Below are 21,857 nucleotides of genomic sequence, written 5' to 3' on the forward strand. Positions count from 1 at the left end.
CGTCCGAGCGGGCCAGCGAAAATTCGCTGGCCCGCTCGCCTGTCTCTGGCGCAGGCTGCCGGCATGACCGTCACCGTCACCCCCTTCGGTCCCGCCGACGAGCAGGCGATCGAGCAGGCGTACCGGATCGGCGCGGCGCACGTCGCCGCCGATCTGCCCGACTTCCCACCCTTCTGTCGGCAACGGTTCCTGGCGATGGTGCGTCATCCGATGCCGGGCAACGCACCTGTCAACCTGCTGGCCCACCTCGACGGTGAGCCCGCCGGCCACCTCGTGCTCGACCTGCCGCAGCTGGACAACACCGAGAACGCCTCCGCCGACCTGGTCGTGCACCCGGCGTACCGGCGTCGGGGGGTGGGCCGGGCGCTGGTCCAGCACGGCCTCGCCGTGCTGCGCGAGCACGGGCGCAAACGGGTCAGCGCGATGAGCCTGGCGCACCCGCCCGGGGCACCCGACCGTCCCTCGGTGGGCGCTGCCTTCGCCACCGCCTTCGGCGCGGTCGACGCCCTGCCCGACGTGCGACGGCGGCTGGACACCGCCGATCTGGACCAGGCACGGCTGGACGCGCTGCTGGCCGACGCCCGGTCCCGGGCGGTCGGCTACGAGGTGCTGCACTGGCGTGGCCGTACTCCCGACGACCTGGCCGCCGACGTGGCGTACCTCGACGGGCGGCTGCTCGCCGACGCGCCAATGGGTGACCTGGCGTGGGAGCCGGAGCAGGTCGACGCCGATCGTCTCCGCGGCACCGAACTGGCGCTGGAGGCCCGTGGCCGGCGGCGTTACCACGTCGGTGTCCGCCACCAGGCGACCGGCCGGCTTGTCGCGTGGACGCTGCTGGACGTCGGTGCGTCAGCGGACTGGCACTCGTTCCAGCAGATCACCATCGTCGACCCGGAGCACCGGGGTCACCGGCTGGGCCTGCTTGCCAAGATCGAAAATTTGCGGCACCTGCTCGCCCACGAGCCGGCCGTACGAGTGATCGACACCTTCAACGCGGGCAGCAACGATCACATGATCGCGATCAACGAGCAGCTCGGTTTCCGGGTGCTGGACCGCTGGAGCAACTGGCAGCTGACCATCTGAAGTTGTGACACGCCCCTACTGATCTGAGGGCTTCGTGTTGCATGATGGCGGGCATGACGGAGACCCCGCACCCCCGCTACGACAGGCACGCCGAGACCCTCAACCGCGCGCTGACCGCGATCACGGAGCGGGGATACTGGTCCGCCTACCCGGAATCCCCCAGCCCACGGGTGTACGGCGAGACCGCCGCCGCCGACGGCAAGGCAGCCTTCGAGGCGTACCTGGGCGGAGATTTTCCGCTCGACCAGCCGGGCGACGGCGACCGGGTCGCCACCGAGCAGAGCCCGTTCGGCGTCGCGCTGAACGTGCGCTACCCGCACGCCGACGCCGAGCAGCTGGTCGCCGCCGCGTCCGCCGCGCTGCCCGCCTGGCGTGACGCCGGCCCGCAGACCCGGGTGGGCGTCTGCCTGGAGATCCTCGACCGGCTGCACCAGAACATCTTCGAGCTGGCCAACGCGGTGCAGTTCACCAGCGGTCAGGCGTTCGTGATGGCTTTCCAGGCCGGCGGGGCGCACGCGCTGGACCGCGCGCTTGAGGCGCTTGCCTACTCGTACGCGGAGATGACCCGGCACCCGGGCACCGCCGCCTGGGAGAAGGCCGCCGGCAAGGGCGACCCACTGCGGATGAGCAAGACCTTCCACGTGGTGCCCCGGGGGGTGGCCCTGGTCATCGGCTGCAACACCTTCCCGACCTGGAACTCGTACCCGGGTCTGTTCGCCTCGCTTGTCACCGGCAACCCCGTCGTGGTCAAGCCGCACCCGCGCGCCGTGCTGCCGCTGGCCGTCACCGTCAGGTACGCCCGCGAGGTGCTCGCCGAGGCCGGCTTCGACCCGAACCTGGTGCTGCTGGCCCCGGAGGCCCCCGGCGAGAAGCTTGCCTCGACGCTGGCCCTGCACCCGGCGGTGCGGATCGTCGACTTCACCGGCTCCACCGAGTACGGCGACTGGCTGGAGGCCAACGCCCGGCAGGCGGCGGTGTACACCGAGAAGGCCGGGCTCAACACGGTCGTGATCGACTCCACCGACGACTTCGCCGGAATGTGCCGCAACCTGGGCTTCACGCTGACGCTCTACAGCGGCCAGATGTGCACCACCTCGCAGAACATCCTCATCCCCCGGGATGGCGTCGACACCGACCAGGGGCACAAGAGCTTCGACGAGGTGGCCGGCGGCATCGCCGCGGCGGTCGGCAAGCTCACCGGCGATCCGGCCCGGGGAGTGGAGCTGACCGGCGCGATCGTCAACGACGGTGTGCTGGAGCGGCTGGACGAGGTCGCCAAGGTCGGTGCGCCGGTGCTGGAGTCGCGTACCGTCGAGCACCCGTCGTTCCCGGACGCCGTCGTGCGTACCCCGACAATCGTCAAGCTCGACGCCGACGACACCGCTACCTACTCGCGGGAGTGGTTCGGGCCGATCTCCTTCGCCATCGCCACCGACTCCACCGCGCACAGCCTGGAGATCCTGCGCTCGACAGTGGGTGAGAAGGGCGCTCTCACCGCGGCCGTCTACTCCACCGACGACGCGGTGTTGGACGCCACCGAGGCGACCGCTGTCGAGGTCGGGGTGCACCTGTCGGCGAACCTCACGGGTGGTGTCTTCGTGAACCAGTCGGCGGCCTTCTCCGACTTCCACGGCAGCGGGGCGAACGCGGCGGCCAACTCGGCGTTGACCGACGGGGCGTACGTGGCGAACCGGTTCCGCATCGTGCAGAGCCGCCGGCACGCGTAGGGGCTGCGGCCTACACCGCCCTGCGCATCTGGAGTTCGCGCAGGGCGGGGATGTTCGGGTGCGGCAGGCGGACCCCGGTGTCGACGAAGCCCAGCCGCTGGTAGGCCCGGTAGGCGCGGTCGTTGCCGACCACCACCTCAAGCATCAGCTCCTCCCGTCCGCAGGCCCGGGACCAGCCCGCCACCCCGTCGACCAGATCCGCGAGCAGGCCGGTACCGCGCCAGGTCGGCGTGATGTAGACGGCGTAGATCACTGTCACGCCCGGCTCGGTCGGGTGGGTGACCCCGCCGGCGTGCCCGACCAGCCGGCCGCCCGGATCGGCCACGAACTGCGCCGTGTCCGGGCCGGCCGAGACCTGGGCGACGCGGGCGGCGTATTCGGCGTGGGGTCGGGCCGCGGCCTCGGCGATCGTCTCCAGGAACGCCAGCGGCGCGTCCGCGAGCATCTCCAGGCGTAGCGCACGCATCCGGGCCGCGTCGGCTGGCTCGACCCGGCGGATTACCGCTCCACGTACGCGTGTTCCGCCGGTGACGCTCGTCATGCCCGCATGCTTATCACAATGACGTACGACGATGCGGGTGAACGTAATACGCCCGATTTGTGGTCGTGCGCGGTCGTCACTCCTCGTGTAGCGTGCGATTTCGGTCACCCGTTTCAGCGGTCGTCGCGATCGCCCGAAACCGGTGGTTTCCGGGTGCCGGCGCGCCGGCGACCCGAGGTAGTGGAACGCCGTGCAGAGTGAGGAAAACACCGTGGCACAGGGCACCGTGAAGTGGTTCAACGCCGAGAAGGGCTACGGCTTCATCGCCGTCGACGGCGGGCAGGACGTCTTCGTCCACTTCTCCGCGATCGAGATGGACGGCTACAAGGCGCTGGACGACGGCCAACGGGTGGAGTTCGAGATCGCCCAGGGTCAGAAGGGCCCGCAGGCCGAGCGGGTACGCGTCATCTGAGCGCTGACCACCCACCCCATTGACCGATCGTCGTCGGGGTGGCGTGACCATGGCCGGAGGGGGCTGCGGTGCCGGCGCCCCACAAGGGAAGATCATGGACCGATCCAGCCGTCGCTGAGGAGGGTTCATGTCCGACCAGCCGCCCCCGACAGGTCCGCTCTCCTCGCCGCCGGGCGAGCCGGAACCGCCCACCGCCGGTTGGGCCGATCAGCCGCCTCCGCCCGGCCCGCCCTCGCCCGATGCTCCTCCCTACGGTCCGCCTCCGTACGGTCCGCCGCCCGGCCAGCCGCCCTACGTCGGCACGACGCCCTACCCGGGCCCGCCGGCCTATCCCGGCCAGCAGCCCTACGGTTGGTATCCACACCCGGTCGGCTACGGGCTCGACCCCTCCGACGCCCTGGTCACCCCACCCGGGGCCGGGCTCGGCGGCTGGTTCGCGCGCTGCCTGGGCGCCGCCCGTCGGGGCTGGCGGGAGCTGCTACCGATCCTGATGCTCACCCAGGTGGTGCCGGCCGCGGTGCTGTCGGTGCTGGTGCTGGCCGTGGACCCCTCGGCCCGTTGGGATGCCCAACTCGCCAGCGACTCCGCCGCGCTGCCGGCGAACTTCTGGACCGATCTCGCGACGCTCCTGCTCGTGCTGGTCACCGGCAGCCTGCTGCTCGGCCTGGTGCAGTGCGTCGGCTGGGCCGCCGGCACCTGGGTGATCGCCCGGCAGGCCGCCGGCCAGCCGGTCGACCTCGGTGCCGCCCTGCGCTACGGGCTGCGTCGGGCGCTCGGGCTCTGGGGCTGGACGTTGCTCATCACCCTGATCGTCACCTTCGGGTTCTGCCTCTGCTTCCTGCCCGGCGTGTACGCGGCCTTCGCGTTGGCCATGGCCGGTCCGGTCTACCTCTTCGAACGGCACGACCCGCTGAGCCGCTCGCACCGGATGCTGCGTGACCGGCTGGGGCTGCTGCTCGGTCGGGTGGCGCTGGTGGGCGCTGCCGTGATCGGGCTCTCGCTTGTCGCGAGCCTGGTCGAGTCGCTGGCGATCCTGCCCTTCGGCGCCACTCCGCTGGACGCCCCGGGTACGGCTGTGGGTGTGGTGCTGACGATCGCGGTGGTCACCGTGCTGACGCTGCCGGCGTACCTCGCGCAGATGGTCGGGCTCGTTGTCACCTACGCCGAGCAGCGGGCGCACGAGGGGCCGGTGAACGGCACGCAACTGGCGGCCGAACTCGGCTGACCCGGGCGATCGTGCTTGCACTCGGCAGGGGAGAGTGCTAAACAAGTCATTGGCACTCGCATGGCGTGAGTGCCAGTTGGTCGGGACGGTGGGGCTGCGGTCGCGCTCGTGACATAACCACGGGTGGGGCACGCGGTCAGTCGTCGCGGGCTATCCGGCCCGGCCGAGGAGACGTCGCCGTCGCCAGGTGGCGACGTCCCAAGGTGCGTACACCAGACGGCCCATCCGGGGCACACACTCGGGTGGCCCGTGAGTGTCCAGGAGGACAACGCCGTATGGCCAAGATGATCGCGTTCGACGAAGAGGCGCGCCGCGGCCTCGAGCGGGGCATGAACCAGCTCGCCGACGCCGTGAAGGTGACGCTCGGCCCCAAGGGCCGCAACGTCGTGCTCGAGAAGAAGTGGGGTGCCCCCACCATCACCAACGATGGTGTGAGCATCGCCAAGGAGATCGAGCTCGAGGACCCGTACGAGAAGATCGGCGCCGAGCTGGTCAAGGAGGTCGCCAAGAAGACCGACGACGTGGCCGGCGACGGCACGACGACGGCGACCGTCCTGGCTCAGGCTCTCGTTCGCGAGGGCCTGCGCAACGTGGCCGCCGGTGCCAACCCGATGGCCCTGAAGCGGGGCATCGAGGCTGCCGTGGCCAGCGTCTCGGAGGAGCTGCTGAAGCTCGCCAAGGACGTTGAGACCAAGGAGCAGATCGCCTCCACCGCCTCCATCTCCGCCGGTGACAACACCGTCGGCGAGATCATCGCCGAGGCGATGGACAAGGTCGGCAAGGAAGGCGTCATCACCGTCGAGGAGAGCAACACCTTCGGTCTGGAGCTTGAGCTCACCGAGGGCATGCGCTTCGACAAGGGCTACATCTCGGCCTACTTCATGACCGACCCGGAGCGTATGGAGGCCGTCTTCGACGACCCGTACATCCTGATCGCGAACAGCAAGATCTCGTCGGTCAAGGACCTGCTCCCGATCCTGGAGAAGGTCATGCAGGGCGGCAAGCCGCTGCTGATCATCGCCGAGGACCTCGAGGGCGAGGCCCTGGCCACCCTGGTCGTCAACAAGGTCCGGGGCACCTTCAAGTCGGTCGCCGTCAAGGCGCCGGGCTTCGGTGACCGCCGCAAGGCCATGCTGACCGACATCGCCATCCTCACCGGTGGCCAGGTCATCAGCGAGGAGGTCGGCCTCAAGCTGGACGCCGCCGGTCTCGACATGCTGGGCCGCGCCCGCAAGGTCGTGGTGACCAAGGACGAGACCACCATCGTCGACGGTGCCGGCGACGCCGAGCAGATCCAGGGCCGGGTCAACCAGATCCGGGCCGAGATCGACAAGAGTGACTCCGACTACGACCGGGAGAAGCTGCAGGAGCGGCTGGCCAAGCTGGCCGGCGGCGTTGCGGTGATCAAGGTCGGCGCGGCCACCGAGGTCGAGCTCAAGGAGCGCAAGCACCGCATCGAGGACGCGGTCCGCAACGCCAAGGCCGCCGTCGAGGAGGGCATCGTCCCGGGTGGTGGTGTCGCGCTGGTGCAGGCCGGCAAGACCGCCTTCGACAAGTTGGACCTGGCCGGTGACGAGGCGACCGGTGCGCAGATCGTCAAGATCGCGCTCGACGCCCCGCTGCGGCAGATCGCCGTCAACGCCGGCCTTGAGGGCGGCGTCGTGGTCGAGCGCGTTCGCAACCTCGACTCGGGTCACGGTCTGAACGCCGCGTCCGGCGAGTACGTCGACCTGCTGGCCGCGGGCATCATCGACCCGGCCAAGGTGACTCGCTCGGCGCTGCAGAACGCCGCGTCGATCGCCGCGCTGTTCCTCACCACCGAGGCCGTCGTGGCGGACAAGCCGGAGAAGACCCCGGCCGCCCCGGCTGGTCCGGGTGGCGGGGACATGGACTTCTGAGTCCAGCTCCAACGCCGGAAGGGGCGGGCCGCGTCAGCGGTCCGCCCCTTCCGCTGTGTCTCGGCGGTGTCGTCGTCCCTGGTCCTCGATCAACCACGGGCCGCCGAGACTGCCTCGTACGCGTCGACCAGGCCGGCACCGGCGATGTTCGGCGGGCCGCCGCAGTCGTCAGTCTGATCCCGGGACGGGTCGTTGGTCTCGACCGGGTCCGCCGTCTCGATCAGAATCCGCCGGGTCCGGTCCAGATCGCCGATGAGTTCAGGGTTGGCCGACCACATCAGCGCGACCACGCCGGCCACCTGCGGCGTGGCCATCGAGGTGCCGTCGAGCACGGCGTACCCGCCGCCCGGCATCGCCGAAACGACCTTCGCCCCCGGTGCCATCAGATCCGGTTTCGTCGCCCCCGAGATCGTCGGGCCACGGGAGGAGAAGGCGGTCACCCGCCGCCGGTCGTCCACCGCGCCGACGGTCAGCACGTCCGCGTACGGTGCCGGGGGTCCTGCACGGAACCGCAGAATGGGCCGGTGTTGCCGGCCGCCGCGACGACGAGGATGCCGGCGACCTCCAACGCCGCCGTGGCCGGCCGCAGCGCTCGCGGATCGCAGCCCTCGATCGGTGGGCAGCCCCACGAGTTGGTCAGGATCTCCGGTGCCCGGGCGGGCCGGCCCTGCCGGAACGGATCGCCACCGGGCGGGAAGGGCGCCAGCATGAACTGGAGGCAGTCGAGGTAGGCGGCCGGATTTCCCAGGTTGCGGTCGAGGTTGACGCAGCCCACCCACTGCGCCCCGGGGGCCACGCCGATGCCGTCCCGCCCGACCGCGCTGCCCATCGTGTGGGTGCCGTGCCCGCTGCGGTCAGCCGGTGCCCCGGTGCCGTTCCACGGGTCGAACCACGAGTCGTCGCCACCCCGGAAGCCCTGGGCCAGGGTCGGATGACGCCCGTCCACCCCCGAGTCGGAACTGCCCACGGTCACCCCGGTGCCGGTGACGTTCAGCTCGGACCAGACCCGATCCGCGCCGATCATGGTGATGTGCCACGGTGGGCCGGACGGGGGCGGGGCGTTGCCGGTGGCGCTGTCGGCGGGGGCCGGCAACGGCCGCAGCCGCTGGTTGACAAGTACCCGGGCCACCTCGGGGCGGCGGGACAGCCAGGCCCGCACCGCCGGACCACCATCCACCTCGATCGCGTTGACCAGGTAGTAAGGGGTGTGCGGCAACCGTGCCCGGCGCAGGTCCCGCCGCAGGTCGGCCTGGGTCCGGTCGGCGGTGTCGACGAGCCGCCGGTAGACCTCTCCGGCCCGGGCGTCCCGGCCCGCCCGACCGGGCCCGCCGCTCACCCCGCTCAGGTCCGCCTGTTCCCGCAGCAGCACGAAGAGCCGTTCCCCGTGTAGTCCGGGCTGGCCCGCCGCGCCGCCGACCAGGCCGACCGTGACCAGCAGCGTCAGGGCGCTCGCGCCGGCCAGCGCCCGGCTGGGCACGCGGGCCGAGGGGCGGGCCAGCAGCAGGGCGTACCCGACGGCGAGCACCAGCCCGACGGCGAGTGCGGCCCCGGTCGCGGCCGCCACCCAGAACGGCACGTCGCGGGTGCCGACCAGCAGCAGGCTGACCTCCTCCGGATCGGTGAAGGCCAACGGGCCGAACACGCCGAGCCCGACCAGCCAGGCGGTCGGTGCCCGGCCGTCCGCTCCGGCCGGATGACGGGCGATCACGGGCCCGGCGATCGGGTGCCCGGGCCGGCCGTGTCCGGCCTCCGGGTGGGCGACGCCGCGTCCAGTGGCCGGACGGTGGGTCACCGCCCGCAGCGCGGCCAACGCGAAACCGGTGGGCGGCAGCGTCACCAGCAGCGGTAGTTGCGCACCGGAGTGGCCGGTGCCGGCACCCACCAGCAGCAGCACCACCCCGGCGACGAGACCGCCCACCAGCACCAGGCGGGCCGGTCGAGGTGGCTCGCCGGCCTCGAAGCGAGCCCAGAACCGGGCATCGAGCAGCGCCGCGGCCAGCACGCCGACGGCTGCCGCGCCCAGTCCGGCGACAATGGTCTCCAACAGCCCGCCGAGCGCGCCCAACCAGACCCAGGGCAGCAGCAGGGCGAGCCCGGCCGCCACGGCGAGCAGGGCCGCCACCGACGGACGTGCGTTGAGTCGCGCCGGCCGTCCGGCCGGGTCCACCGCCTCCGCGCCGGGATCGCCGACGGGCTCGGCGGTGACCGCGCCGGGATCGCCGACGGGCTTGGCGGTGACCGCGCCGGGTTCGTGGTGCCCGGGGGCGGACTCGGGCTGCCAGGTTTCGGGTCGTCGGCCGGGGCCGAGGACGTGGGCGGGTAGCCGGGTCGTCACCACCGCCAGCAGCATCGCCACGAGGGCCAACGCGGCGAGGTACGCCTCGTGGTGCACCGGAGGGATCGTCCGCAGTAGCCCGAGCACGCCGAGCACGAGCGCACCGGCGAACCAGAGTCGTCCGGTGACGCGGACCGCCGCCGAGCGGGGAATCAGGGCCAACGGCAGCGTCGCGGCGGCGATCAGCAGCACGGTGAGCAGGCAGACCACCGGCCAGAGCGGCACCAGCCGGTCCAGTCCGCCGATCAGCACCACCTGGTCGACGGCCCAGCCGCCGGTCTGCGCCAGGACCGTTACCGCGACCGTCCAGCAGCCGGCGAACACCGCCGCGACGATCGCCCAGGGGCTACCGGTCGAGCCGGGTGTGGTGGGTTCCGCCCGCATCCGCACACAGTACGGCCCGGCCGCTTCCGAAACCCGACGGCTGCCGGGGAACCGACGGAGGTGCCGGTGCCGGCACGTGTCGGGGGAGCGCCGGGGCGGTTAACGTGGACGGGTGCGTGATCCGAACGTTCTGCGGTCCGTTGCCGGGCAGCTCTCGCCCGCCCGCCGCGCCGCCGACCTGCGTCGGTTGCGCGCCGAGCGGTTCGACGTGCTGGTGATCGGGGGCGGGGTGACCGGCGCCGGGGCGGCAGTCGACGCCGCCTCCCGGGGCCTCAAGGTGGCCCTGGTCGAGGCGCGCGACTTCGCCGCCGGCACCTCCAGCCGGTCCAGCAAGCTGATCCACGGTGGTCTGCGCTACCTGGAACAGTTGGAGTTGGGCCTGGTGCACGAGGCGCTCACCGAGCGCGGGCTGCTGGCCACCCGGCTGGCGCCGCACCTGGTGCGGCCCGTGCCGTTCCTGGTGCCGCTCCCCGCCGGTCAGGGCGTCCGTGACCTGCCCGCCCGGCTGCTGCGTCGGGCCTACTACGGTGCCGGGGTGGCCGCGTACGACGCGTTCGCCGGCCTGTTCGGCGGCGGCCGGGGGATGCCGTTGCACCGGCACCTGAGTCGGGAGGGTGCCCGCCGGGTCTTTCCGAGCCTGCGCTCCGACGGCCTGGCCGGCGCGATCCGCTACCACGACGGGCAGGTCGACGACGCCCGTCTGGTGGTGACGTTGGCCCGCACCGCCGCCAGCCTGGGCGCGACGGTGGTGAGCAGCGCCCGCGCGGTCGGGCTGATCCGACAGGCGCGGGAGGTCATCGGGGTGCGGGTCCGCGACCTGGAGGCACCCGCCGACTCACCCGAAGCCGAGTTCGAGGTACGCGCCCGCACGGTCATCGCCGCCACGGGTGTCTGGACCGACGACATGTCGCGGATGCTCAACGACGTCGGGCTACGGCCCGGTATCCGGGTCCGGGCGTCCAAGGGCGTGCACCTGGTGGTGCCCCGCTCGGCGATCACCGGTGAGACCGGACTGATCCTGCGTACGGCCACAAGTGTCCTGTTCGTCATTCCGTGGGGTGGGCACTGGATCATCGGTACCACGGACACCGACTGGCGGTTGGACCGTTCGCATCCGGCCGCCTCCGCCAGCGACATCGAGTACCTGCTCCGGCAGGTCAACACGGTGCTGGACCGCCCGCTGACCACCGCCGACATCGAGGGTGTCTACGCCGGACTGCGTCCGTTGCTGGCCGGCGAGGCGGACTCCACCTCGAAGCTCTCCCGGGAGCACGCCGTCATGGAGCCGATGCTCGGGCTCCTGCTGGTGGCCGGTGGCAAGTACACGACGTACCGGGTTATGGCCGCCGACGTGGTGGACCGGGCGGTGCGGCGGCTCGGCGGCCAGCGTGTGTCGCGTACCGCGGACCTGCCGCTGCTCGGCGCGGACGGGTACACGGCGATGTGGCGGGACCGGGCGGATCTGGCCCGCCGCCACGGGTTGCCGGTGGGTGTGGTGGAGCACCTGCTGGAGCGCTACGGCAGCCTGACCCTCGACCTGTTCGCCCTGATCGACGCCGATCCGCTGCTGGCCTCCCCGCTGGCCGGTGCGCCGGAGTACCTCGCCGCCGAGGTGACGTACGCGGCCCGCGCCGAAGGGGCGTTGCACCTGGAGGACGTGCTCACCCGGCGTACCCGCATCTCCTTCGAGACTGCGCACCGGGGCCTGGAGTCGGCGGAGCACACAGCGGAGCTGATGGGTGCGGTGCTGGGCTGGGACGCGGCCCGACGGACCCGGGAGGTGATCCATTACCGGGCCCGGGTTGAGGCCGAGCGGCAGTCCCAGCTGATGCCGGACGACGCGACAGCCGACGCCGCGCGACTCGGTGCCCCGGACGTGCGGGGATACCCGGCGGATCGGGGTGCCGACGACGGCGCGGCGGGCCTGGCCCGCTGACCGATCCACTCTGGAGATCGTTGAGCATGGATATCCATCCGGCGGGTTACGCTCGCTACCTACGGTGGGGTAAGTTCCGCGAGTGATGGCGCTTTCCCGATCACGACTGGCCTTCCTGCCCGGCATCGCCCTGCTGGCGATCGTCCTCAGCGGCTGTGCCCCCTTCGGTGATCGCTCCGACCCGTCCGTGGAGGCGAGCGCGCCGGCTGCCGGGCAACCCGGCGGTGCGGGGGCCACCACCACCGGAAAGGGCCGGGTCAGCCTGCTGCAGAATCACGGTCCTGACGGGCCGCTACGCACCCTGAACGTGGAGCCGGACGGGCGCTGGGAGTGCATCGACTGCGCCGGCGACGGGGTCACCTCGACCGGCGCGTTGAGCGAGGAGCAGCGGGAGCGCCTACAGCAGCTCCTGGCCGAGCCGGACCTGGCTCGGGAGACCGACGAGGCGCGCGGTTACCGGGTCAGTTGCGTCGGCGCTCTCACCTCAAGCCTGTTGACCGCAGCGGGCCTGATCACCTCCCAGGACTGCCCGGGGGAGGAACGGCCGCCGGTGGCCGAGGAGATCCTGCTGCTGCTCACCCAGAACACGCCCGCCGAGATGGTCGGCTGACGCGGGTCAGAGCACCTTTCCGGGGTTGAGCAGGCCGGTTGGGTCGAGCGCCGCCTTGATCGCGTGGTGTACCCGGACCCCCACCGGACCGATCTCCCGGGCCAGCCAGTCCCGCTTGAGCAGGCCGACGCCGTGCTCACCGGTGCAGGTGCCGCCGAGGTCCAGCCCCAACCGCATGATCTCGTCGAAGGCCCGACGGCCGCGCTCCAGGCTCGCCGGATCGGCTCTGTCGACCACGATGTTGGGGTGCATGTTGCCGTCACCGGCATGACCGACCACACCGATCGGCACCTGGCACTCGGCCGCGATCCGGGCCACCCCGTCGAGCAGCGCGGCCAGAGTTCCCCGGGGTACCGCCAGGTCGTCGATGATCAGTCCGCCATTGCCGCCCGGGTACGTGTCCGCGGCGTACTTCTCCATGGCCGGGTGGGCCAACCGGCGGGCCTGCAACAACGCGGCGGCCTCCACGGCGTCGGTGGCCGCGTACACCTCCTCGGCGCCGGCCGCCTCGCAGGCCGCAGCCAACTCGGCCAGGTCCGCCGCCGCCCGGGGGCCGGTGTCGGCGGCGGCCAGCAGCAGCGCCTCGGCGTCGGTGCGCAACCCCATCGGACGGTACGCTTCGATCGCCGCCAGGTGGGTGCGGTCGAGCAGTTCCAGCAGGCTGGGGGAGAGCCCCTGGGCGGCGATCCGGGCCACCGCCTCACCGGCCTCCGTGGTCGAGCCGAAGACGGCCACCAGGGTCAGCGACTCCGCGGGTGCCGGCCGCAACGCCACGGTCACCTCGGTGATCACTCCGAGGGTGCCCTCCGAGCCGACGAAGAGCCGGGTCAGGTCGTAACCGGCCACGCCCTTGGCGGTACGCCGCCCGGTACGCAGCACCTCGCCGGAGGCGAGCACCACCTCCAGGCCGAGCACGTACTCGGTGGTCACGCCGTACTTGACGCAGCACATCCCACCCGCGTTGGTGGCGACGTTGCCGCCGATGGTGGACGACTCCCAGGAACCCGGGTCCGGCGGGTACCACAGCCCCTGCGCACCGACCGCTGCGCTGAGCGCGGCGTTGACCACTCCCGGCTGGACGACAGCGATCCGACTCACCGGGTCGATCTCCAGGATCGCGTCCATCGCGGTGGTGCTGATCACCACAGCGCCGTCGACCGCGTTCGCCGCGCCCGCCAGCCCGGTACGCGCACCCTGCGGCACCACAGGTACGCCGTACCGTCCGGCTGCCCGGACCACCTCGACGACCTCCTCGGTGCTGCGCGGCCGGGTCACCACGAGCGGGGTCGCCGAGGCACACAGGTCGGCCTCGTCCCGCTCGTGCCCGCGCAGCAGGTCCGGATCGGTGAGTACCGCCTCCGGCCCGAGCGCGGCACGCAGGTCGTCGAGGAGCGGGGAGGTGGCCATGTGGCCGAGGCTACGACCGGTCACTGGTGATCATCAACCTGAGTCGGTGCCCGGTACGGTGGCTACCGTGATCTACGTGGACCGGCCGTCCTGGCCGGGGCGCGGCCGCCTCTGGTCGCACCTGATCAGTGACGTCTCCCTCGCCGAACTGCACGCCTTCGCCGAGATGCTGGGTGCCCCCCGGCGTGGCTTCGACCGGGACCACTACGACATCCCTGCGGACCGCTTCGCGATGGCCGTCTGGCTTGGCGCGCAGGTCGTACCCAGCCGCGACATCGTCCGCCTGCTCCGCGCCGCCAACCTCCGCCGCCCCAAACACCTCTCCCGCCCCACCCGACGCCGCGCCGATCATGCAGTTGTGGCACGTGACAAAGCGGGTATATCGCCCGTAACACCTGCCACAACTGCATGATCGCGGCGGGGGTGGGGTGGGGTCAGGGGAGAGGCTGGTTAGTTCGCGGGTGAGGTTTGTGTGGGCGGGGTGGGTCCAGTGGGCGGCCAGTGTGGGGATGCGGTAGAGGGTGGGTAGGGCTAGCAGGGCGGTGAGTACCTGGGCGCGGGCGGTGCGGTAGTGCGGCTCGGGGACGTGGGCGTACTCCTGGCGGATCGCGGCGGCATACCTGTCGTACTCCGGTGGTGGTGCGGCCAGTACGGCCAGGTCGGCGTCGCAGAGCAGCGCGCCCTCGGTGTCCGCCGGATCCACCACATGACCGGCGGTGAGCAGGACCAGTCGATTCACCTCGGCCACCGCGGCAGCGGGCAGCCCCAACCCGATGAGCAGGGTGTCGGCCAGCTCCGCACTGTCGCGCTCGTTGCGGTCGCCGGACGCGCGAGGGTCGTACACCGCGTCGTGGCACCAGGCGGCGAGTCGGACCAGATCGGGTCGGCGCGCGGTCGAGGCGTACCTGTCGATCACGTCGAGCACGGCGACCAGGTGCGCGACCGTGTGGTAGTGCCGGTGCGGCTCCCGCCATCGGGCGAGCAGCTCGGCCCCGGCGGCCTCGACCGACGCCGGGTCGACAGCCCCGGCTGCCCGGGCGGCGGCACGCCATCGCGCGATCAACCCTGTCACCGGGCCGAGTCTGCCCCATCGGGTGACGGGCCCGGGACGCGCTGCCGTCGGACCGGAGAGATGTACCGCTTCGGCGGGAATGTCCGCGCGCCAGGCGGGTAGTCCCGGCCATGGCGGTGGCCCGGAACGGACTGTCTCGGCTGCTGCGCCGTGACGGTACGCGTGACGGCCGGTCCGACGTGGACTCGGCCCGGATCGCCGGCACGATGGCGCAGCTCCACCACCGTGGAAAGGCCACCCTGCGCGACCGCCTGCACCGGGTGCGCCTGTCGCTGGGCCTCGCCGCCCAGGCGGGTCTGGCGGCCGGGCTGTCCTGGGTGGCCGCGCACGAGCTGCTCGGCAATCCGCAGCCGGTCTTCGCCCCGATCTCCGCCGTCGGCACGCTGGCCGTCTCGGTGGGGCAGCGGTTCCGCCGGACCATCGAGCTGATCCTCGGGGTGGGTGTCGGGGTCTTCGTCGGCGACCTGCTGATCTACTTCCTCGGCACCGGGCCGTGGCAGCTCGGACTGGTGGTCACCTCCGCCATCGTGCTCACCGTCTTCGCCGGCGGCAGCGTCGCCATCGTCATCCAGGCCGCGGCGACCGCGGTGCTGATCGTCACGCTCAGCCCGTCGGTCGAGGATCTGGAGATACCCCGGTTCATCGACGCGATCGTCGGCGGCAGCATCGCGTTGCTGGTCACCGCGATCCTGCTGCCGCTCAACCCGCTGCGGGTGCTCAACCGGGCGGCCCGGCCTGCGCTGGACCTGCTCGCCGAGCAGCTCGAACGCGCCGCTGAGGGGCTGCGGGAACGTGATCGGGACAAGATCCAGGGTGCGCTGGACCGGTTACGCGACAACAAGGATGAGCTGTCCACCTTCGCCGAGGCGATCGAGGGTGCCAAGGAGACCGCGCTGCTCTCCCCGGCCCGGTGGCACCGGCGCAGCGAACTCACCCACTACGCGGAGGCGGCCGACCCGATCGACCGGGCGATGCGGAACAGCGGCACCCTGATCCGTCGCGCGGTGACCCTGGTGGAGGACGACGAGCCGGTCCCGGAGCCGATGCCGGACGCGGTCGCTCACCTGGCCGAGTCGGTACGCCAGCTACAGAAGGAGTTCGCTCACGGCGAGGAGCCCGAGCAGGCCCGGGAGCGGTCGCTGCGCGCCGTCAGCGAGGCCGGCCGGGCGTACGGGGACGGGGTCGGCTTCTCCGGCAGCGTAGTGGTGGCCCAGGTGCGTACCACCGCCAGTGACCTGCTGGTGGCCTCCGGCATCAGCCAGGAGGAGGCCAACCGGCTGGTCCGAAGCTCCTTCGGTGAACTGGACCGACCGGGGGCACCGGCCGGTCCGGAGCCGGCCGTGCAGCGGCCCGCAGCGCCCCCGGTCGGCTGAGTCCGCCGGGGCGGCCATGCGCCCGGCCCGACGGGCCGGGCATGACTACGCTGACCGCATGGCCGTCACCCCGTCCGGCGGATCTCTGCCGCCGTCGCCGTCCGTGCCCGCCGCTCCCGGCGCGGGTGGTGGCGTACCCGGAATGCCACGACGCCGGCTCAGCTGGCGACGGGCGCTGGTGCTGATCGGGGTGATCATCCTGATCGCGGCCTGCGCGATCTTCATGCTCTTCACCCTCGGTACCAGCCTCGGCCCGGAGGCCCTGCTTGTCGGTACCGCCGCCGCGGTCCTGCCGGTCCCGGTGCTGGTGGCCTGTTTCCTCTGGCTCGACCGCTACGAGCCCGAGCCGCTGAAGTACCTGGTCTTCTGCTTCGCCTGGGGCGCCTTCGTCTCCACGGCGGCGTCGCTGACGGTCAACGAGACGGCGGCCGGCTGGTTCGAGGACCAGGGCCTGCCCGTCGCGCTCACCGCCGTGCTGGTCGCGCCCTTCATCGAGGAACTGACAAAGACACTCGGCCCGATCCTGCTGCTGGTCTTCCGGCGGCGGGAATGGTCGGGCATCACCGACGGCCTCGTCTACTGCGGGCTCTCCGCGATCGGCTTCGCGATGGTGGAGAACATCCTCTACCTGGGTGGGTACGGATACGCCACGGGAGTCGAGCAGTACGGGCCGGCGACCGGGGCGCAACAGGTGATCGCCATCTTCATCGTCCGGATCCTGCTCTTCGGGTTCGCCCACCCGTTGTTCACCTCGATGGCCGGTATCGGTCTCGGTATCGCCGCCCGGTCGGCGGACCGCCGGGTGCGGTTCTTCGCCCCGGTCGCCGGACTGTTGCTGGCGATGATGCTGCACGGGGCGTGGAACCTGCTGCCGACGCTGACCCAGGCCACCGGCGAGGTGCTGATCTCCCTCTTCGGCTTCGTTGGCGTGATGGTGCCGATCTTCTTCGGCATGGTCGGCCTGGCCGTCTGGCTGCGGGCCTGGGAGGGGCGGCTCACCGAACGGGTGCTGCCGGACTACGTCCGGGCCGGCTGGCTCACGCCACCGGAGGTGGCCGCGCTGAGCAGCCTCGGCCGACGGCACGCGGCTCGGGTGTGGGCCCGGCGGGTGGCCGGCGACGCCGGTCTACGGGCGATGCGCGGCTACCAGTTCGCGGCCACCCGGTTGGCGCTGCTTCGCGATGGTGCCACCCGGGGTCTGGACCGCCGCCCGGTCGACCGGGAGCGGACGGCCCGGGAGGAACAGGAACTGTTGCACTCCATCGCCGCATACCGGTCGTACTTCGTCGGTCGGGACCCGCAGTCACCTGTCGGCGTCTGGGACGGGCACCGTTACCACCTGCGTTTTCCCGACGGTTCACAGCGGGCGGTGGAGGCACCCGATGAGCCGGTGGTCCCGATCCCGGTGGTGCTCACTCCGCCGCCTCCGCCGCCCGCCTTTCCCGCTGGCTACGGCCAACCGGGCTGGTACGAGCCACGGCCCGCCCCCTGGCCGCCCGGTCACCGCTGACCACCCGGTCCGCCCGCCCGTCGACCGGGCGGGCGGGCGCTCAGGTCATCAGGCTGGTGAGGAAGTCTCCGAGCCCCTGGGCCATCATCATCAGGGCCGCACCGATGGCCTTGAACATCTGCGCCGCGCCCTCCGGCCGGAACGCCATGAAGTAGATCAGGAACGCGAGGCTGCCCCAGGCCAGCACCTTCTTCACGAATACCGGCATCGTCCCTCCCCAGGCCGGTGGTGCGGCTGGCTTCCCGTCGGGGAGCGCGGCAAACGACGCGTGGGCCGGTGGAGGGTCGCGGAACCGTCAGAGGTAGAGACCTGTCGCGTTCTCCTCGATCCGCTCGGCGGCCACCGCGTGTACGTCGCGTTCCCGCAGCAGCACGTAGCCGCGGCCGTGCAACTCGACCTCGGAGCGGTCGTCGGGGTCGAAGAGCACCCGGTCGCCGGAGACGATGGATCGTACGTTGGGGCCGACGCCGACGGCCGTGGCCCACGCCAGGCGTTTGCCCACGGCCGCGGTAGCGGGAATCACGATGCCGGCGCTGGAACGCCGCTCGCCCTCGCTGCCCTCCATCCGCACCAGCACGCGGTCGTGCAGCAACCGGATGGGCAGGCCGGTGTCGAGGTTCGGGTCGGCGGTCACGCCGCAGACGCTACCGTGTCGGTCCCCGCCGGCCGTCGGTGGTCATCGGGTTAGCGCACCGGACGGTGGGGCACTGTGGGTGGCGAATTCGTCCTACCGTTGCCTGGTCGGGCGTATCCTGTCCGACCTGACGCAGTGCGCAGGCCAAGATCTGCCGGGAGGTGCGCTTGAGCCGCTTCGAGCGGATACGCGGACGGCTGCGTCGCGCGTACGAGTCGGGCCGGGAATCGGTCCGAGCGGGTCGCGAGACGCCGCCCGACGTCCCGGAGCCGGCCAGCGTGGCCTCGCCGTCGAGCCCCGGGCCGGCGGCACCACCGGTGGCAACCGTGGTCGGTGCCGAAACGCCCACCCCGACGCACAACTCCACCTCCAGTCGCGACGACGCCGACGTGCCACACGCGCTGCGGATCGCCGCCGCCTGGTGCTGGCGACTGATCGTCATCGGCATCGTCTTCTGGGCCCTGCTGAAGTTCGTCGGCACGATCAGCATCGTGATCATTCCGTTGGCCGTGGCGCTGCTGCTGTCGGCGCTGCTGGCACCCGCTGTCGGCTGGCTGCTCCGGGGCCGGCTGCCGAGGTCACTGGCAACCGCGGTGGTGCTGGTCGCCGGGCTGGCCGCGGTGATCGGCACGCTCACCCTGGTCGTCAACGAGTTCATCAAGGGTGTTCCGGAACTGACCGCGAAGTCGACCCAGGGTCTGCAACAGATCCAGGACTGGCTCAAGACCGGGCCGCTGCACCTGTCGGACAACGACCTCGACAGGTACATCGAGGAGACCCAGCAGTGGGTCAACAACAACACCGAGCGGTTCACCAGCGGCGCCCTCTCCACCGCAGCCACCCTGGCCGAGGTGCTGACCGGCACGGTGCTGGTCCTCTTCGCCACCTTCTTCTTCCTGCGCGACGGCAACATGATCTGGCGTTTCCTGGTCCGGTTGCTGCCGGTCGCCGCGCGCTGGAAGGTCGACGACGCCGGCCGGGCCGCCTGGGCGACGCTCGTCGCCTACGTCCGGGCGACGGTGCTCGTCGCCTTCATCGACGCCGTCGGCATCGGCATCTTCCTGGTGATCTTCGACATCCCGTTCGCCTTCCCACTGGCCGCCCTGGTCTTCCTCGGCGCGTTCATCCCGATCGTCGGCGCGACCCTCTCCGGAGGCGTGGCGGTGCTCGTGGCGCTCGTCGACAGCGGCCCAGTGACCGCGTTGATCATCCTTGGCGTGGTGATCGGCGTGCAGCAGGTGGAGGGGCACATCCTCCAGCCGTTGATCATGGGCAGGGCGGTCGCCATCCATCCGCTCGCAGTGATCATCGGTCTGGCGGCCGGCGTGGTGCTCGCCGGGATCACCGGCGCGTTGGTCGCCGTGCCCATCATCGCGGTGCTCAACACCGCGGTCCGTCGCCTCGCCGCCCGGCGCGTCCCGGACACCCCGCCCGACGCCGTCGTCGTCGCCTCCCGGGCACCCTGACCCCGCTGCGCGGCCACGCCGCGACGGGCGGCCGGCGTCGGTGGCCGGCTGCGGCACGGGGACGGCTCAGCTCGCCGCCAGGCGGGTCAGCGCGCCCCGGGCCACCTCCGGGCGGGTCGTGTACCAGAACGGCGGCAGCGAGCGGCGCAGGAACGAGCCGTAGCTGCGGGCCGTCTCCAGCCGGGAGTCGAGCACCGCCACCACGCCCCGGTCACCGTTTGCCCGGATCAACCGGCCCACGCCCTGGGCCAGCCGCACCGCAGCGATCGGGACGCTCACCGCCGCGAAGCCGGAGCCGCCCTGCGCGTCGACAGCCGCCGCCCGGGCCGCCGCGAGCGGTTCGTCGGGGCGCGGGAAGGGCAGCCTGTCGATCACCACCAGCTGGCACGAATCACCAGGAACGTCGACGCCCTGCCACAGCGACATCACCCCGAACAGACAGCTCGATCGTTCCTCCCGGAAGCGCCGGACCAGCAGCGGCAGCGCCTCCTCACCCTGGAGCAGCACCGGCAGGTCGGTCCGGGCGCGCAGCAGCTCCGCCGCCTGCTGCGCGGCCCGTCGAGAGGAGAAGAGCCCGAGCGTACGACCGCCGAGCGCGGTGACCAGCGCGAGCAGTTCCTCTCCGGCGGCCTCGGGCAGCCCGGAGGCCGCCGGACGGGGGAGGTGGGCGGCCACGTAGAGGATGCCCTGCCGGGGGTAGTCGAACGGCGAGCCAACGTCCAGCGAACGCCAGCCGAGCCCGGAGTCGGTCAACCCGTCGGCGGGGTCCGGCGGGGCCGGTGCCGTAGCACCCGCCGTATCCTCCGGCGTGGACGGTCGCCGGGTGGCCGCGGCCAGGGCGGTGGCGGCCGGCGACGGTGGGCTGGGTGGCGGTGAGTCGAGGCCCAGGGCCCGGGCCACCGTGTCGAACCGCCCGCCCAGCGCGAGGGTGGCCGAGGTGGCCACCACGGTCCGCTCGTCGTAGAGGTGGGTGGCCAGGGTGCCGGCGACCGACAGTGGCGCGACCACGAGCGCCCGCCGCCCGGTGACGTCGTTGCGCTCCACCCAGGCGACGTCGTGCTCGGCTTCCTCCAGCAGTCGCTGGGCGGTGGTGGACAACTCGTCGAGAACGGCCTTGGCCTGCTGCTTGCGTACCGGGTCGGGGTCGTCGGCCTTGACGTCGCCGATGCTGTCCAGGGCGGTACGGGTGGCGGCGTCCAGCAGGGTGCACGCTTCCCGCAGCGGGCCGGGCAGCCCGCTGGTGATCCGCCCGACCGGTGCCTCGGCCAGGCCGACCGCCAGGGCGTCACCGGACGCGGTCAACGCCTCGGCTGTCTCGGGCCGCAGCAGTGGACGGGCCCGCCGGGCGGACCTGTCGATCAGCTCCGGGGTCAGCTCCGCCTGGGCCGCCGAGGAGACCCGGTCAGCCAGCTCGTGGGCCTCGTCGACGACGAGGAGCCGGTGGGGCGGAACGATGTGGCGTCCGGCGAGCATGTCGACCGCGAGCAGGCTGTGGTTCGTCACCACGATGTCCGCCTCCCGGGCCCGCGCCCGGGACGCCTCGGCGAAGCACTCCGCCCCGTACGGGCAGCGGGAGGCGCCGACGCACTCGCGGGCCGGCATGGAGACCAGCCGCCACGTCTGGTCATCGACACCCGGGTCCAACTCGTCGCGGTCACCGGTGTCGGTCTCCAGGGCCCAGTCCCGCAGGCGCTGGACCTGCTTGCCCAACCGGCCGGCCGCACCGAGCCAGCGCGTGCCACCGGGACTCTCGGCCGGGCTGTCGAAGAGCGTGTCCTCGGGTTCGTCCGCCGTGGAGTTCTCCAGCCGGGCCAGGCAGAGGTAGTGGTGCCGGCCCTTGAGGACGGCGAACGTGGGGCGTCGTCCGAGCAACGGTTCGACGGCGTCGGCCAGCCGGGGCAGGTCGTGCTCCACCAGTTGGGACTGCAACGCCAGGGTGGCGGTGGAGACCACCACCGGACCGTCCACGGTCAACGCCGGGGCGAGGTACGCCAGCGATTTGCCGGTACCCGTGCCGGCCTGCACCAGAAGGTGGTCGCCGGTGCGGACGCACTCCTCGATCGCGGTGGTCATCCGCTGCTGGCCCGGCCGGGCCGTACCGCCCGGCACCGCTCCGACCGCGGCTGACAACAGCTCGGCTCCGCCGGGCCGGTCGCCTCGCCGGCGTGCCTTGCCGCGGGTGGTGCCGGTGCCGGTTGCGGTGCGGGGCGGAGTCACCGTGGCACGGTACCCGCCGGGGCGGAC

The 21,857-nt window shown here is 72.1% G+C and carries 16 protein-coding genes and 1 pseudogene; 11 read left to right on the top strand and 6 right to left on the bottom strand.

Going from position 1 to position 21,857, the window contains the following annotated elements; all coding sequences use genetic code 11:
* The first annotated feature begins 63 nt into the window (after positions 1 to 63).
* Together CLT74_RS24430 and paaN are read left to right on the top strand one after the other, a co-directional pair.
* Positions 64 to 1,083, top strand: a complete 1,020-nt coding sequence (locus tag CLT74_RS24430) for a GNAT family N-acetyltransferase (protein WP_099849229.1) — start codon at positions 64 to 66, stop codon at positions 1,081 to 1,083.
* Between the two features lie 53 nt (positions 1,084 to 1,136).
* Positions 1,137 to 2,810: a phenylacetic acid degradation protein PaaN gene (gene paaN / locus CLT74_RS24435; RefSeq protein WP_199172254.1), complete on the top strand. Its 1,674-nt coding sequence runs from the start codon at positions 1,137 to 1,139 to the stop codon at positions 2,808 to 2,810.
* Positions 2,811 to 2,820: 10 nt separating this feature from the next.
* Here the strand turns inward: paaN and CLT74_RS24440 are convergent, their stop codons facing one another.
* Positions 2,821 to 3,351 (bottom strand): GNAT family N-acetyltransferase, encoded by a 531-nt coding sequence (locus CLT74_RS24440; protein WP_099849234.1) that lies wholly within the window; start codon positions 3,349 to 3,351, stop codon positions 2,821 to 2,823.
* Positions 3,352 to 3,562: 211 nt separating this feature from the next.
* Between CLT74_RS24440 and CLT74_RS24445 the strand changes: the two genes are divergently transcribed.
* From CLT74_RS24445 to groL, 3 genes are all read left to right on the top strand, one after another.
* The gene (locus CLT74_RS24445; RefSeq protein WP_099852798.1) at positions 3,563 to 3,763 is read left to right on the top strand and encodes a cold-shock protein; all 201 of its coding nucleotides are present in this window, start codon (positions 3,563 to 3,565) and stop codon (positions 3,761 to 3,763) included.
* Between the two features lie 127 nt (positions 3,764 to 3,890).
* Positions 3,891 to 4,988, top strand: a complete 1,098-nt coding sequence (locus CLT74_RS24450; protein WP_099849236.1) for a hypothetical protein — start codon at positions 3,891 to 3,893, stop codon at positions 4,986 to 4,988.
* 275 nt (positions 4,989 to 5,263) lie between these two features.
* Positions 5,264 to 6,886, top strand: a complete 1,623-nt coding sequence (groL, locus tag CLT74_RS24455; protein ID WP_099849239.1) for a chaperonin GroEL — start codon at positions 5,264 to 5,266, stop codon at positions 6,884 to 6,886.
* A gap of 89 nt (positions 6,887 to 6,975) precedes the next feature.
* Here the strand turns inward: groL and CLT74_RS24460 are convergent.
* A pseudogene (locus CLT74_RS24460) lies at positions 6,976 to 9,605 on the bottom strand (S8 family serine peptidase).
* Positions 9,606 to 9,717: 112 nt separating this feature from the next.
* On the opposite strand from CLT74_RS24460, the gene CLT74_RS24465 reads away from it, so the two are divergent.
* Both CLT74_RS24465 and CLT74_RS24470 read left to right on the top strand, forming a co-directional pair.
* Positions 9,718 to 11,541, top strand: a complete 1,824-nt coding sequence (locus tag CLT74_RS24465; protein ID WP_099849241.1) for a glycerol-3-phosphate dehydrogenase/oxidase — start codon at positions 9,718 to 9,720, stop codon at positions 11,539 to 11,541.
* 85 nt (positions 11,542 to 11,626) lie between these two features.
* Positions 11,627 to 12,151, top strand: coding sequence for a hypothetical protein (locus CLT74_RS24470; RefSeq protein WP_199172255.1), 525 nt, complete (start codon positions 11,627 to 11,629; stop codon positions 12,149 to 12,151).
* Between the two features lie 6 nt (positions 12,152 to 12,157).
* On the opposite strand, the gene CLT74_RS24475 is transcribed toward CLT74_RS24470, so the two are convergent.
* Entirely contained in the window at positions 12,158 to 13,558 is a 1,401-nt protein-coding gene (locus CLT74_RS24475; RefSeq protein WP_099852801.1) for an FAD-linked oxidase C-terminal domain-containing protein, read from the bottom strand.
* Here CLT74_RS24475 and CLT74_RS24480 point away from each other — a divergent pair.
* The 3 genes from CLT74_RS24480 (at position 13,557) to CLT74_RS24495 (ending at position 17,513) form a co-directional block, all read left to right on the top strand.
* Positions 13,557 to 13,970, top strand: coding sequence for a DUF4031 domain-containing protein (locus CLT74_RS24480; RefSeq protein ID WP_486582759.1), 414 nt, complete (start codon positions 13,557 to 13,559; stop codon positions 13,968 to 13,970). The two genes, CLT74_RS24475 and CLT74_RS24480, sit on opposite strands and share 2 nt — an antisense overlap.
* Positions 13,971 to 14,746: 776 nt before the next feature.
* Positions 14,747 to 16,003, top strand: coding sequence for an FUSC family protein (locus CLT74_RS24490; protein WP_486582760.1), 1,257 nt, complete (start codon positions 14,747 to 14,749; stop codon positions 16,001 to 16,003).
* Positions 16,004 to 16,019: 16 nt separating this feature from the next.
* Complete coding sequence (locus tag CLT74_RS24495) at positions 16,020 to 17,513, top strand: PrsW family intramembrane metalloprotease (protein WP_099852810.1); 1,494 nt, start codon at positions 16,020 to 16,022, stop codon at positions 17,511 to 17,513.
* A 40-nt stretch (positions 17,514 to 17,553) separates the two neighbouring features.
* Here CLT74_RS24495 and CLT74_RS30910 read toward each other — a convergent pair whose 3' ends face one another.
* Positions 17,554 to 17,721 carry a hypothetical protein gene (locus CLT74_RS30910; RefSeq protein WP_166458800.1) on the bottom strand — a complete coding sequence of 56 codons (168 nt, stop codon included), beginning with the start codon at positions 17,719 to 17,721 and terminating at the stop codon, positions 17,554 to 17,556.
* Positions 17,722 to 17,808: 87 nt separating this feature from the next.
* Positions 17,809 to 18,147, bottom strand: coding sequence for a GroES family chaperonin (locus CLT74_RS24500; protein ID WP_099849248.1), 339 nt, complete (start codon positions 18,145 to 18,147; stop codon positions 17,809 to 17,811).
* 167 nt (positions 18,148 to 18,314) lie between these two features.
* On the opposite strand from CLT74_RS24500, the gene CLT74_RS24505 reads away from it, so the two are divergent.
* Positions 18,315 to 19,613 (top strand): AI-2E family transporter, encoded by a 1,299-nt coding sequence (locus CLT74_RS24505; RefSeq protein ID WP_486582560.1) that lies wholly within the window; start codon positions 18,315 to 18,317, stop codon positions 19,611 to 19,613.
* A 66-nt stretch (positions 19,614 to 19,679) separates the two neighbouring features.
* Here CLT74_RS24505 and CLT74_RS24510 read toward each other — a convergent pair whose 3' ends face one another.
* Positions 19,680 to 21,830, bottom strand: a complete 2,151-nt coding sequence (locus tag CLT74_RS24510; protein WP_099852813.1) for an ATP-dependent DNA helicase — start codon at positions 21,828 to 21,830, stop codon at positions 19,680 to 19,682.
* Between the last annotated feature and the right edge of the window lie 27 nt (positions 21,831 to 21,857).

Source organism: Verrucosispora sp. CNZ293 (assembly GCF_002754655.1).